General features: G+C 60.5%; 14 protein-coding genes. 6 read left to right on the forward strand and 8 right to left on the reverse strand.

Annotated elements, in window-relative coordinates; genetic code table 11:
- The first annotated feature begins 168 nt into the window (after positions 1-168).
- On the forward strand, positions 169-1,110 hold the full coding sequence (locus tag ASC86_RS07975) for a hypothetical protein (RefSeq protein ID WP_244477561.1): 942 nt from the start codon (positions 169-171) through the stop codon (positions 1,108-1,110).
- Between the two features lies 1 nt (position 1,111).
- On the opposite strand, the gene ASC86_RS07980 is transcribed toward ASC86_RS07975, so the two are convergent.
- The 6 genes from ASC86_RS07980 to ASC86_RS08005 all read right to left on the reverse strand — a co-directional run bounded on the left by ASC86_RS07980 (position 1,112) and on the right by ASC86_RS08005 (position 5,922).
- The gene (locus tag ASC86_RS07980; RefSeq protein WP_056318917.1) at positions 1,112-1,468 is read right to left on the reverse strand and encodes a VOC family protein; all 357 of its coding nucleotides are present in this window, start codon (positions 1,466-1,468) and stop codon (positions 1,112-1,114) included.
- A 4-nt stretch (positions 1,469-1,472) separates the two neighbouring features.
- The gene (locus ASC86_RS07985; RefSeq protein ID WP_056318919.1) at positions 1,473-2,312 is read right to left on the reverse strand and encodes a lysophospholipid acyltransferase family protein; all 840 of its coding nucleotides are present in this window, start codon (positions 2,310-2,312) and stop codon (positions 1,473-1,475) included.
- Between the two features lie 97 nt (positions 2,313-2,409).
- The gene (gene thrS / locus ASC86_RS07990; RefSeq protein ID WP_056318922.1) at positions 2,410-4,413 is read right to left on the reverse strand and encodes a threonine--tRNA ligase; all 2,004 of its coding nucleotides are present in this window, start codon (positions 4,411-4,413) and stop codon (positions 2,410-2,412) included.
- Positions 4,414-4,535: 122 nt separating this feature from the next.
- Positions 4,536-5,078: a DUF1697 domain-containing protein gene (locus tag ASC86_RS07995; protein WP_056318926.1), complete on the reverse strand. Its 543-nt coding sequence runs from the start codon at positions 5,076-5,078 to the stop codon at positions 4,536-4,538.
- On the reverse strand, positions 5,075-5,476 hold the full coding sequence (yidD, locus tag ASC86_RS08000) for a membrane protein insertion efficiency factor YidD (RefSeq protein ID WP_056318929.1): 402 nt from the start codon (positions 5,474-5,476) through the stop codon (positions 5,075-5,077). Before yidD ends, ASC86_RS07995 begins: the two co-directional genes overlap by 4 nt.
- A gap of 2 nt (positions 5,477-5,478) precedes the next feature.
- The gene (locus ASC86_RS08005) at positions 5,479-5,922 is read right to left on the reverse strand and encodes an iron-sulfur cluster assembly scaffold protein (RefSeq protein ID WP_056318930.1); all 444 of its coding nucleotides are present in this window, start codon (positions 5,920-5,922) and stop codon (positions 5,479-5,481) included.
- Between the two features lie 341 nt (positions 5,923-6,263).
- Between ASC86_RS08005 and folE the strand changes: the two genes are divergently transcribed.
- The 3 genes from folE (at position 6,264) to ASC86_RS08020 (ending at position 8,533) form a co-directional block, all read left to right on the forward strand.
- Positions 6,264-6,881, forward strand: a complete 618-nt coding sequence (folE, locus tag ASC86_RS08010) for a GTP cyclohydrolase I FolE (protein WP_056318934.1) — start codon at positions 6,264-6,266, stop codon at positions 6,879-6,881.
- Positions 6,882-6,903: 22 nt separating this feature from the next.
- Positions 6,904-7,356, forward strand: coding sequence for a phosphoribosyl-AMP cyclohydrolase (gene hisI, locus ASC86_RS08015; protein WP_056318938.1), 453 nt, complete (start codon positions 6,904-6,906; stop codon positions 7,354-7,356).
- Positions 7,357-7,567: 211 nt separating this feature from the next.
- Positions 7,568-8,533 carry a patatin-like phospholipase family protein gene (locus ASC86_RS08020; protein ID WP_056318940.1) on the forward strand — a complete coding sequence of 322 codons (966 nt, stop codon included), beginning with the start codon at positions 7,568-7,570 and terminating at the stop codon, positions 8,531-8,533.
- 188 nt (positions 8,534-8,721) lie between these two features.
- Here ASC86_RS08020 and ASC86_RS08025 read toward each other — a convergent pair whose 3' ends face one another.
- Together ASC86_RS08025 and ASC86_RS08030 are read right to left on the reverse strand one after the other, a co-directional pair.
- Entirely contained in the window at positions 8,722-9,150 is a 429-nt protein-coding gene (locus ASC86_RS08025) for a CBS domain-containing protein (RefSeq protein WP_056318942.1), read from the reverse strand.
- A 208-nt stretch (positions 9,151-9,358) separates the two neighbouring features.
- The gene (locus ASC86_RS08030; RefSeq protein ID WP_056318944.1) at positions 9,359-10,087 is read right to left on the reverse strand and encodes a rhomboid family intramembrane serine protease; all 729 of its coding nucleotides are present in this window, start codon (positions 10,085-10,087) and stop codon (positions 9,359-9,361) included.
- Positions 10,088-10,449: 362 nt separating this feature from the next.
- On the opposite strand from ASC86_RS08030, the gene ASC86_RS08035 reads away from it, so the two are divergent.
- Together ASC86_RS08035 and ASC86_RS08040 are read left to right on the forward strand one after the other, a co-directional pair.
- A complete protein-coding gene (locus tag ASC86_RS08035) occupies positions 10,450-11,079 on the forward strand; it encodes a PAS domain-containing protein (protein ID WP_056318947.1) in 630 nt (209 codons plus the stop codon).
- Positions 11,080-11,198: 119 nt separating this feature from the next.
- Positions 11,199-11,807, forward strand: a complete 609-nt coding sequence (locus ASC86_RS08040) for a PilZ domain-containing protein (protein WP_056318949.1) — start codon at positions 11,199-11,201, stop codon at positions 11,805-11,807.
- Positions 11,808-12,341: the final 534 nt, after the last annotated feature.

The following is a 12,341-nucleotide window of genomic DNA, read 5'->3' on the forward strand; positions in this document are numbered from 1 at the left end:
CGGTCCATTTCCACTAGTTTGCCGTGGCATGTCGCGGCTTGGGCCACGAAATTGCCATACCGGCGTCTCAAGTGGAGCCACCCAGTCAGGAAGTCAACCACCGTCATGCGCATCATCTCCGGTCCGGTCAGCACGATCCTTTCAACCCTTACCCTCGTCACTTTCCTGATGCCGTCCGCCTTCGCGCAGGAGAAGGACGATCCGTTCCGCAGCTTCCCCTCGATTTCCACGCCACAGAAGATGCCGAAGCTCAACAGCTTCAATCCGGTCCTGCCGGGAGAAGCGACGCAGGGCACGCCGTTGAAGGATATCCGGCTGGAAGCGCTGCTCAAAGAAAAGGGCGAACCGGTGGAGCAAGGCCTGACCTGGCGCGTCTTCAGCCCCATTCCCGGCTCCGACGGAAAATTGCCGCTGGTCGCCACTTCGGAAGGCGGTGCGGCGGCGTTCCAACTGGTTCCCGGCGAATATTTCGTCAATGTCGCGTTCGGTCGCGCCGGCGCTACCCGCAAAATCCGCGTACCGGAAAACGGGCCCGCCGATACGCAGGTTCTGGTGCTCGATGCCGGCGGCATCATGCTGAATGCCGTCTCCGGCAGCGATGTGCGCATTCCGCCGAACGAGCTTAGCTTCTCGATCTTCTCCTCCGACGCGAAGGAAGATGGCGAGCGTGCGCTTGTCATGGCCGATGTGAAGCCGGATACGGTCGTGCGGCTGAACACCGGCACCTATCACGTCGTTTCCAACTACGGCTCCGTCAATGCCGTGATTCGCGCCGATATCCAGGTGGAAGCCGGCAAGCTCACGGAAGCGACGATCCAGCATCGCGCGGCGAAGCTGACGCTGAAACTCGTTTCCGAGCCCGGCGGCGAAGCCATTGCCGACACGGCCTGGTCGATCCTGACCTCTTCGGGCGACGTGGTGAGCGAAAGCGTCGGCGCCTTCCCGACCCTCGTGCTGGCCGAAGGCGGCTATACCGCAATCGCCCGCAACGACGAGAAAATCTACCAGCGCGATTTCACCGTGAAGGCCGGCGTGAACACCGACGTCGAAGTGCTCTTGAACGACAAGGGCGCGCAGGCCGCTGCCCCCAATATCGACGCGCAGGACTGACCTACGCTTCGTCGTGACTGAGGATATTGACCAGCGTGCCGAAGGGATCGCGGACATAGAAGCGGCGCACGCCCCATGGTTCCGAAGCCGGGCCATATTCGATGGCAATGCCGGCCGCGATCATGCGCGATAGAACCTCATCGAGGTTGTCGACTTCGATCGAGAGTGCCGGTACCGGCGCCCCTGAGCCGCCTTCGCTGGCGACGCTCACCTGCACCAAAGCCTGACTTTCCGAAACGAAGGTCATGATCCAGCCATGGTCCATGCCGATCTCCATGCCGAGGATATCGCCATAGAACCCCTTCGCCAGCGCGGGATCGGGTGTCTCGATATTTGCGACAATCCGCTTGACCGCCATGGCTTCAGCTCGCCTTTTGCAGGCCACCGATGCGGCGCGGTGCCATGGAGAAGACAGCGTCATAGATGCGGGTCAGCAGGTCCTTACGATCTGCATAGGTTTTCAGCTCATCCCAAGGGATGGCTGGCCCGACCCGCGAACAGATCGTCGTGCCGGAAAGCCGGCGGAATTCGCGGATCAACAGCGAGATGCGCAGGGTCATCGAAACCTTGCTCGCCAGATGGAAGAGCATGCCATTCTGCCCCTCGAAATAGATCGGGATGACGCTCGCCTTGGCGGCCTGGATGAGCTTTGCCCGGAAAATCTTCCACGGCAGGTCTTCCGCTTTGCCAAAACCCTTCTTCGCCGTCGCCACCCCGCCGGCCGGGAAGACGACGATGGTCACTCCCTCTTTCAAAAGCCGTACCGCCTCATGGCGGGTCTGCATGTTGAGCGCCAGCGCTTCCTTGGTTTCCTCGAAGGATACCGGCAGCGAATAAGGCGCCATTTCCGGCACCTTCAGAAGCTCGTTGTTGATGAGAACGCGGAAGGGACGGCCGAGCTGTTCGGCCAGTGACAGCACGGCAATGCCGTCGCCGATGCCGAAGGGATGATTGGCGACGATGACGAGCGGCGTTTCCGGCAGATGGCGCGGCGGCCATTCGCCCTGAACCTGCATCCTCAAATCAATCAGTTCGAGCATCGGCCCGAAGATGCGCTCGTTCTTGCCGACCACCTCGTGACGCCAGTGATGATAGAGGCGGGCGTAACGATTGCGCCCGCTGAGACCTTCGATGATGCGGATGAACCAGCGTTTCAGACGACGGTCGTTCTCATTGGCGTAGGACAGCTCTCTGAACTGCACGTTTTTCCCCGTTCCAGAAATGTCGGCGGACGCTTTCGCTTCGCCGACGGATAGACTGCTGGTGTAACACTTTTCTGACAGGGATGGTGCTCGGGGATTAACCCCGAGCTTTCCTGGCCTCAGCCTTGCGCTTCAGGTCCGGCGGCGTCGCCTCGTCGACGAGGGTTGCGATCGCATCGGTCAGCGACATCGGTGTCTGGGCCTGCGATCCGAGACGGCGGATATTGACCGAACGCTCCTCGGCCTCGCGCATGCCGCAGACGACGATGACCGGAACCTTGGTCACCGAATGCTCGCGGACCTTGTAGTTGATCTTCTCGTTGCGGAAATCGGTCTCGACCGTGAGGCCCGCATCGCGCAGAAGCTCGGCAACCTCGCGGCCGTAGTCGTCGGCCTCGGAAGTGATGGTGGCGACCACGACCTGCAGCGGCGAAATCCACAGCGGCATATGGCCGGCGAAGTTCTCGATGAGGATGCCGAGGAAGCGCTCCATCGAGCCGCAGATGGCACGGTGGATCATGACCGGCTGGGTCTTTTCCGAATTGCTGTCGATGTAGAAGGCGCCAAAACGTTCCGGCAGGTTGAAGTCCACCTGCGTCGTGCCGCACTGCCATTCGCGGCCGATGGCGTCCTTCAGCGTGTATTCGAACTTCGGACCGTAGAAAGCGCCCTCGCCCGGCAGGATGCCGGTCTTGATCTTGCCTTCCGCCTGGGTCTCGATGGTCTTCAGCACGTCCATCATCACGCTTTCGGCGCGATCCCACAGCGCGTCGGAACCCACGCGCTTTTCCGGGCGGGTGGAAAGCTTCACCACGATGTCCTTGAAGCCGAAGTCTTCATAGACCGACAGGATCAGGTCGTTGATGCGCAAGCATTCGGCCGCCATCTGCTCGTCGGTGCAGAAGACGTGGGCGTCGTCCTGCGTGAAGCCGCGCACGCGCATCAGGCCATGCAGCGCACCAGAGGGCTCATAGCGATGAACGTTGCCGAATTCCGCAAGGCGGATCGGCAGTTCGCGGTAAGACTTCAGGCCATGCTTGAAGATCTGGATGTGGCCGGGGCAGTTCATCGGCTTCAGTGCGAAGACGCGATTATCCGCTTCCTTGTCTTCCGGGTGCGTCAGGGCATGGGCGGATTTTACCGCGAACATGTTTTCCTGATACCAGCCCCAGTGACCGGAGGTTTCCCAGAGAGCCGTATCCAGCACCTGCGGTGCGTTGACTTCCTGATAGGTGCCGGAAAGACGGCGGCGCATGTACGACACCAGCGTCTGGAAGATGCGCCAGCCCTTGCCATGCCAGAACACCACTCCCGGACCTTCTTCTTGGAAATGGAACAGGTCCATCTCGCGGCCGAGGCGGCGATGGTCGCGCTTTTCGGCTTCGGCGAGGATGTTCAGATAGGTGTCCAGCTCTTCCTGGGTGTGCCAGGCCGTGCCGTAGATGCGGGTCAGCATCGGGTTGTTGCTATCGCCGCGCCAATAGGCGCCGGCCACCTTCATCAGCTTGAAGGCCGTGCCGATCTGGCCGGTGGAGGCCATGTGCGGGCCGCGGCAGAGATCGAACCAGTCGCCCTGATAATAGATCTTCAGGTCCTGGCCTTCCGGGATCGCATCGACCAGCTCGACCTTGTACTTCTCGCCCTTGGCGGCAAAAACTTCCTTAGCCTTTTCGCGGCTCCAGATTTCCTTGGTGAACGGCTTGTTGCGCTGGATGATCTCCTTCATGCGCTTTTCGATCTTCGGCAGATCGTCGGGCGTGAAAGGTTCATCCTTGGCGAAGTCGTAATAGAAGCCGTTCTCGATGACCGGGCCGATGGTGACCTGCGTACCGGGCCACAGTTCCTGCACGGCCTCGGCCATGACGTGGGCGGCATCGTGACGGATCAGTTCGAGCGAACGGGCATCTTCGCGGGTGACGATTTCGAGACGACCGGTTTCGACCGGGTCGGACAGATCGCGCACGGCACCGTCCAGCGCGATGGCGACGGCCTTCTTGGCGAGCGACTTGGAGATCGATTCGGCGACCTCGCGACCGGTTACGCCTTGGGCGTATTCGCGAACGGAGCCATCGGGAAATGTAAGGGAAACAGCGTCAGACATATGTTTTTCCTTGTCCAGTCCCGCCAACGAATGCGGGTGGTTTTAGCGGCCGGAACGCTTGATATTCCGGCGAATTGACGCGCGGGTGATAGATCGTTTTTGTGGCGGAGTAAAGGACGGCCTCAGCCGGCGTCGAGCATGGCAGCGAGGTTGCGTACCGTGTTCCAGTTGCGCAGCGTGCCGACGCCCATGCGCTTCGTCGTCAGCACCGGCAGCAGTTTCGAGGTGCTCGGCTTTGCCGCGAAATCCATCCAGAGGTCGCCATTGACGACGGCAACCTTTTCGCCCGCCGTGCAATAGCGCTTAAGCTTTTCGACAACGCCGGGGTCGAGCGGCTGGCGCATGACGCGGATGCCGACATTCTGGCCATTCACTTCGCTGGCCTCGGGAAAGGGATTTCCAGCGGTAAGCGCGCGCCAGCCTTCCGCCGTTCGCGCAACGATATCCACCGCCTTGCCGAAATCGCGCTCGAAGCCTGTTTCGAAGCGGTTTTCGATGTCGCGGATATCGGCATCGTCAGCCTCGAACACCAGATTACCGGTCGAAACCAGCGTTCGCACCGAGCGGTAGCCTATGCTTTCGGCGGTGGCTCGCAGCTTCTCCATCACGACCCGTTGTCCAGGAGACAGCACGATGCTGTGCAGCAGGGCAACGTAATGCGTCATCGGGCATCCTTCAGATGCCAGAGCCGCCACGGCGCCCACCAGCGTTTTGCCGCATCCAGCTTTTCCGGCACCGGGTCGAAACCATGGGTGCCACCGGGGCCGCAGCGCATCACCCGGAACAACGCCATCCAGCCGCCACGCCAGAAACCGTGGCGAGCGATGGCCTCGTAGCCGTATTCCGAGCAGGTCGGCAGGTGCCGGCAGGAATTGCCGATAAAACAGGAAAGCGTTAATTGGTAGAAGCGGATGAAGCCCATGCCGAACAGGCGGCCGGGGGTTTTGCGGAAAGGGCCGGCATAGTTGCGGCTTTTGGGTCCCTCCGTCCGGTCAACGTGCGAGAGTGACGGCGTTTCCGCCGCCTCTTCCTTTACGGATCTTTCGTAGCAATACATGCACATGCTTAGACGGCCGCCACCCGCTTGGTCTCGACCTGCCCAATGGCATCGACCACCGCGTCAAATGTCAGCATCGTCGAGGCATGCCGCGCCTTGTAATCCTTCACCGGCTTCAGAAACCGCATCTCCTCGAAGCGGCCGGAAGGCCCTTCGCCGTCCGCCTTCAGCATGGCGAGCATATCCTCGCGTGCCTGGCGGATTTCCGACACCGTTGCACCGACCACATGGCGCGCCATGACAGACGAAGACGCCTGCCCCAGAGCGCAGGCCTTCAGCTCGTGGGAGAAGTCGCTCACCACGTCGCCGTCCATCTTGATATAGACGCGCACCTTCGAGCCGCAGAGCTTGGAATGGGCCTGCGCCTCGGCATCCGCATCCAGCAAAGCGCCGATGCGCGGGATATTGCCGGCGAATTCGAGAATCCGGCTGTTGTAGATGTCATCCATCATTCGGCGCTATCCGGTCCATTTTTTACGCATTCGAGTAATCCGCGGATGATTTTCTACCGTATACGGGAAAAAAACACAGCGTCTCCAAACACGCCTCTTTCACATCGTAGCTCGCATATTATATGCTATGTCGTGTGGGGGCGACAGCTTGGCAAGGCCAAACCGTCGCCTGTTGTTTGGGAAACCGTGCCGGATGATCCAGAGCCCTTAACCTCTGTCAATCTGAAAGCCCCGGAGCCCGCCAACGGAAACCAATGCCTGAAAGCGTCAGGTGAATGGCCAGTGGCGAGTTGTCCGAAAAGATAAACGTCGCGTAACCCGCGTTAAGCAAGGGGCCATTTATGGACGCCATCGTCAAGAATTTTCCGGCACCGGCAGGTGCCGACAATCGCCCGACCCAGAAGGAAGCCGAAGAGGCCGTGCGCGTGCTGTTGCGCTGGGCCGGCGACGATCCGGCGCGCGAGGGCCTGCTCGATACTCCTGCCCGCGTTGCGAAAGCCTATAAGGAACTCTTCTCCGGCTACGAACAGGCTGCCGAAGACGTTCTCGGCCGCACTTTCGATGAAGTGGGCGGCTATGACGATATCGTCCTCGTTAAGGATATCCCGTTCTTCTCGCATTGCGAACACCACATGGTGCCGATCATTGGCAAGGCGCATGTCGCCTATCTGCCGAACGGCCGCGTTCTCGGCCTCTCGAAGATCGCCCGGGTCGTCGAAATCTACGGCCGCCGCCTGCAGACGCAGGAAACCATGACGGCCCAGATCGCCAAAGCGATCGACGACACGCTGCAGCCGCGCGGTGTCGCGGTCATGATCGAAGCCGAGCATATGTGCATGGCCATGCGCGGTGTCCAGAAGCAGGGCTCGACAACCCTGACGACGACCTTTACCGGTGCGTTCAAGAGCGAGCCTGCCGAGCAGGCACGCTTCATGACCATGCTTCGGGGCTTCAAGTAAGCTCCGGTTTTCGGAGCTTACGATGACCATCACCTTCGATGCCCCTTCCAGCGACAAGGCAGAGCTTGAAACCGGCCCTGCCTTCACCCCGCGATTCGATGCCAACGGGCTGATCACCGCCGTCGTCACCGATGCCGGCGACGGTGAATTGCTGATGGTCGCACATATGAACGAAGAGGCGCTGGCGCTTACCATCGAAACCGGTATCGCCCACTACTACAGCCGTTCGCGCAAAAAGCTCTGGAAGAAGGGGGAGACCTCGGGAAACCTGCAGAGCGTGATCGAGATGCGAACGGATTGCGACCAGGATGCCGTCTGGCTGAAGGTCAAGGTCGCCGGCCATGACGCAACCTGCCACACCGGCCGCCGCTCCTGCTTCTATCGGACGATCGGGCGGGATGGAGATACTGCGAAAGTATCCATCACCGATACGGAAGTTCACTTTCATCCCGACGAGATCTACGGCAAAAATTAAGCATCTGCCGCTTTTTGGAACGGTTTTGACGAAGATTCACGAATTCGCAACTTGGTGAGCGCGTAATCTGAGGCAATGCGGGGCGGTTCCCCCGGTTACAGCGGAAAAACCGGTAACCACGCAGATTTGCCTGACCGATGTCGTCCCCGCGACCGAAACGGGGTGCACACTATCGGACGTCGCAATCGAATCTGCGGCATGGAGGTGCCGGATGTTGAACTGGTCATTTAATCGCAACACCCTGACGGCCGACGCCTCGGCCCCCAGCGGCCCGTCCCTCAACCAGCCCCTTGAACCTCCGCAGGAGATGAAACCTGCGAAATCGCGTATCGCGCTTGCCCTTGGCGGCGGCGCTGCCCGCGGCTGGGCACATATCGGTGTGCTACGCGCACTGGACGAGGAAGGCATCGAGGTCGGCATGATCGCCGGCACCTCGATCGGCGCTCTCGTTGGCGGCTGTTATCTCGCCGGCAAGCTCGACGAACTCGAAACCTTCGCCCGGTCGCTGACCATGCGCCGCATTGCCGGCCTTCTCGATTTCGCCATCGGCGGCGGCGGGCTGCTCGGCGGTCTCCGGCTCACCAAGCGCATGCAGGAACACCTGCAGGAAACCACCATCGAAAGCCTCGACCGCACCTTCGTCGCCGTCGCGACCGAGGTCAATTCCGGCCACGAGGTCTGGATCGGCGAGGGTTCGCTGATCACGGCCATCCGCGCCTCCTACGCCCTGCCCGGCATCTTCGAGCCGGTCAAGTGCAACAACCGCACGCTGGTCGATGGCGCCCTCGTCAATCCCGTTCCGGTTTCGGTCTGCCGCGCCCATGAGGAACAGTTGGTCGTCGCCGTGAACCTGCACTACGACCTTTATGGCCGTTCGGCCGTCATCAAGCATCGCGCCACCAACGAGGTTGCCGATCCGCAACCACGGACCAAGCCCGATGCCGCCGCCAAGCTCGGCATGACCGCCGTCATGGTGCAGGCCTTCAACATCATTCAGGACCGTATTTCCCGCGCCCGGCTCGCCGGCGATCCGCCGGACCTCCAGCTTCACCCGAAGCTTTCCGATATCGGCCTGTCCGAGTTCCACCGCGCCGGCGAGGCCATCGACCGCGGCTATCACGAAACCAAGGCAAAGCTTGGCGAACTGAAGCGACTGCAGGACGTCATGATCCGCTGAGGGTGGGTCGAACGAAACCCTCCTCGGTCATGGTCGGGCTTGACCCGACCACCCATAAGGCTCTCCATTCACGATAGGCCGGAAGATCCTCCGCTCACGCCCGAGGATGAAGTGTGCAGCTTGCTTTATCAACAAGCATAGGGCGCGCCCGACGAGGACGCGCCCTTTTCTCGTTCACCTACCCGAACTCAGCTGGCGATATAAGCCTTGATCTGCTCGGCCTCCTGCTCGATGGCCGTGATATGGCGGCGCACCGCGTCGCCGATCGAGACGATGCCGACCAGTTGGCCGTTGCGCTCCACAGGCAGATGACGGGCGCGGATGTGGTTCATGATCTCCATGATATCGTTGACACTCATGTCCTCGTGGCAGACGTGGACTTTCGCGGTCATCAGCGCCGTCACCGGCTTGTCGAGAACCCCGGCCCCGTATTTCGAGATCCCGGCGACGATATCGCGTTCGGAAAGAATGCCGGCGATCTTGTCACCGGGCTTGGTCACCACGACGGCACCGACACGGTTCTTGTACAGTGCCTCAACGGCATCGCGCACCGTCGCATGCGGATCGACGGTGTAAACCTGTCGTCCCTTTTCATCGAGTATGGCCTTAACAGACATCAGAAACCTCCGCTTCAATCTGTCTGACAGGCAAACCGACAAACCGGCGCACGGTGATGTGCGTCCCCGGTTTCGGATCGGTCTGCATGGCAGACGCCCTCCACTCGCACACTTCATCCGTTGGGATGCCATCCCCAAATGTCGGCACCAACGGAAGAGAATGGTGCGCCGAGCCGGCGCGGAAATCAAGAAAACTCACTGGAAATAGTTAGTTTCGCGGGTCGAAGAGATCGAAAAGCAGGAAACCGAAGAGGAAGCCGCCAATATGGGCTTCCCAGGCGATCGCGCCGGCCCCGCCGAACGCAAAAACACCCAAACCGATCAAGAAATTGGTGAGGAACCAGATTCCCGCAAAGACCAGAACCGAACGGTTGGACAGCGCCTCCGCCACACTCAGCCGGCGATTGAGATGGGCGAACTGACGGCTGATGCGGCCGCTGGGCGAAAAAACGAATCGCGCCGCCGCTCCCATCAGGCCCGAAACGACGCCGGAGGCACCGACGACCACGGTCATCTCGCCCCAATGGAAGACGACGTGCATGGCAACGGCGGCCGCAGCCGACAGGCACCAGAACACAGCAAGCCGGATCATGCCGATGCGCCGCACCACCGGCGCACCGAAGGCGACCATCCAGAAGCCGTTGAAGATCAGGTGCTCCCAGCTGCCGTGCAGGAAGGAATAGGTGACCGGGCTCCAGAGCCAGGCGAGGTTCTGGTCGGCAAGCGGGTGATCGTAACGGGCAGGTAGGAAAGCGAAGTTGAAGATCAGTTCGTTGTCGACCGCGACCGGCAGCAGATAGGTGCGGATCGCATGGATGGCGATGAGCACGGCGAGGATGACGACCAGCCCGCCCGGCAGGTTGAAAGCCGGCTCGCGCCGCGGCGCAAGCGTCTCTTCTTCCGCGGGCCGTGCCGCCTCGTTGCTTTCATCCGTCATGTTTGCCCGCTCTCCCTGTCCGGCACCGTGCAGGGTTTAGCCGATTCATCCAGCCACCGACAGGTACCAGCCTGCGGCCGGACCACTTGCCGCACCACCCGAACAAAAAAATGGCCGTCCAGCGGAACTGAACGGCCATGAAGTCCCCGAAATCCCCGTGGACCTCCAAGTTGTGTGCCGAAGGCAACCCTTCGTGAAGTGATGACCCTTGATGCCACGGGACCGGTTGCCGCCGCAACTTAAACCGTTCGTTAACCTTAATTCCGGGCTGGCACGAAATTCGCAGCGCGTTCCTCATCTGGCGGTTTTCCGCCGCCGAATGTGCCGGAACGGCACATAGTGTATTGAATGGACATGACAGCATGCGCAGCAAAGCATCCGCCGAAATCTTCAGCTACTGGAACGACCTGCGCGGGCATGGCGAAGCCCCATCCCGCGAGCAGATTGAACCGGCCCATATTCGCTCCGTTCTGGCGGACCTCTTCATCCTCGAAGCACGGGAGGATGGCGACATCCGCTTCCGGCTTGCCGGCACGCGCATCTGCTCGCTTTTCGCGCGCGAATTGCGCGGCTCGCGCTTCGATGCGCTCTGGGCCGGCGAACAGGCCGGCAAGGTCGACAGCATCCTGAACGACGTGCTGGTGCAAAAACTGCCTGTCATGATGTCGGCGATCGCGCTTGCCGGGCGCTCCGAGCGGCTGCCGGTGGAAGTCGTACTTTTGCCGCTGCGCTCCGGCGGCGAGAAGGTCGACCGCATCATCGGCGCCCTCGCCCCTCTGACCCGTCCGCTCTGGCTCGATGCGACGCCGGCCAATTATCTTGAGATGAGCGGCCTGCGCGTTCTCGACGTCACCGGGGCCGAGCCCTTCCTGCAAAACCGCCCGGACGCGGCGCTGCCGCCGGTCCCGCCAAGGCAGGCATCGCAGAACTTCGGCGCCGCCATTCGCCGGGTGCTGCACCTCACCGTCTTCGACGGTGGCCGAGGCAAGTGATCTGCAACAATACGCAGGCTCTGGTTGCAGTCGCTTCAAAACGACGGGATGAACAAACCTTCTATTAACCCGGCTCCTGTAGAAGCGGTGGTAACGATCGACGTCCTGACAGTGTGAGCATGTATTCATTTCAACAGGCACAACCGGCCGGTCCAAAGCAGTATGACGAAGGCGCTTTCCAGCGTGTATCCGTCAATCTGGCCGGTCGTCTGATGCTTGCAAATCACGACGAATTCGAATGTACCGCGACCGACATGTCGCCGGGCGACGTGCTGTTCACCTGTGAGGCCCGCCCCCGCAGCGGCGAACGCATCATCGCTTATATCGATCACGTCGGACGTCTCGAAGGCACCGTCGCGCGCCTTGCGGAAAATGCTTTCGTCATCAAGATCAACGCCACGGACCGCAAGCGCGAAAAACTGGCGGCGCAGCTGACCTGGATCGCCAACAAGCACGAGCTTGGCCTGCCCGAAGACCGCCGCCACGATCGCCTGGCGCCGCGCAAGACCCTGACCGAACTGACCCTCGACGACGGCACGAAATATGTCTGCCGCATCATCGACCTTTCGCTTTCTGGCGCGGCGGTCGATACCGAAAGCCGCATTCCGCTTGGAACCAGCGTCCAACTGGGCGGCATGAAGGGCCGCGTGGTGCGCCATTTCCAGGAAGGCATGGCGATCGAGTTCCTCGGCGTCCAGTCGCGCGAGGCGTTGCGCGATTTCCTTTAGGGCCGGGCGGCGATCATCGACAGACTTTTAAAAGGGACCTCAAGGTCCTTTTTTTGTTTTTGGCACCCTTCCCTGCCCCGAACTGCCGCGACCCGTCCCGATACGGCACAGATCCGCCTGCTTGCGCCGCTGCGCGCTGCCTCAAAAAAATCCGAAAGACAAAAATATTTTTTTGGCCGTGAGACGCGCATTTCCTGGTGCTTGCTTCGATTTCCGGTGGTCGCCGCACTCGTTCGCGCTTCTCGAGCGTCCCGTCTCTTCCTATTCCCCGCCACTATCGCGAAGTCGTTTTCCGGGGCAACTTTTGCGTCCTCGGAAATCCAAAACGGTTTCAACCACTTCGATCCTTAACGATTTCCCAGCACGACCCGCCTCTCGAAAATATCCGGCAAATTTTATTCAAATTCGATTCAAACAACATTAAAAACAACATCAATATTGATTTTCATTTTATACTTATTCTATTGGCATTTGTACTTAATTGTACTTCCGTAATTCGCGAGCGATAAAAAACTCTGTGTCATTGTTGAACCA

It is taken from the genome of Rhizobium sp. Root1212 (genome assembly GCF_001424985.1).
Lineage (GTDB): Bacteria > Pseudomonadota > Alphaproteobacteria > Rhizobiales > Rhizobiaceae > Pararhizobium.

Bases quoted from the DNA above. Each gene is read 5' to 3' on its own strand.
- ASC86_RS07975 (WP_244477561.1), top strand. From the start codon at position 169: ATGCCGTCCGCCTTCGCGCAGGAGAAGGACGATCCGTTCCGCAGCTTC.
- ASC86_RS07980 (WP_056318917.1), bottom strand. From the start codon at position 1,468: ATGGCGGTCAAGCGGATTGTCGCAAATATCGAGACACCCGATCCCGCG.
- thrS (WP_056318922.1), bottom strand. From the start codon at position 4,413: ATGTCTGACGCTGTTTCCCTTACATTTCCCGATGGCTCCGTTCGCGAA.
- ASC86_RS07995 (WP_056318926.1), bottom strand. From the start codon at position 5,078: ATGACGCATTACGTTGCCCTGCTGCACAGCATCGTGCTGTCTCCTGGA.
- yidD (WP_056318929.1), bottom strand. From the start codon at position 5,476: ATGTGCATGTATTGCTACGAAAGATCCGTAAAGGAAGAGGCGGCGGAA.
- ASC86_RS08005 (WP_056318930.1), bottom strand. From the start codon at position 5,922: ATGATGGATGACATCTACAACAGCCGGATTCTCGAATTCGCCGGCAAT.
- folE (WP_056318934.1), top strand. From the start codon at position 6,264: ATGGACGCCATCGTCAAGAATTTTCCGGCACCGGCAGGTGCCGACAAT.
- hisI (WP_056318938.1), top strand. From the start codon at position 6,904: ATGACCATCACCTTCGATGCCCCTTCCAGCGACAAGGCAGAGCTTGAA.
- ASC86_RS08020 (WP_056318940.1), top strand. From the start codon at position 7,568: ATGTTGAACTGGTCATTTAATCGCAACACCCTGACGGCCGACGCCTCG.
- ASC86_RS08025 (WP_056318942.1), bottom strand. From the start codon at position 9,150: ATGTCTGTTAAGGCCATACTCGATGAAAAGGGACGACAGGTTTACACC.
- ASC86_RS08030 (WP_056318944.1), bottom strand. From the start codon at position 10,087: ATGACGGATGAAAGCAACGAGGCGGCACGGCCCGCGGAAGAAGAGACG.
- ASC86_RS08035 (WP_056318947.1), top strand. From the start codon at position 10,450: ATGCGCAGCAAAGCATCCGCCGAAATCTTCAGCTACTGGAACGACCTG.
- ASC86_RS08040 (WP_056318949.1), top strand. From the start codon at position 11,199: ATGTATTCATTTCAACAGGCACAACCGGCCGGTCCAAAGCAGTATGAC.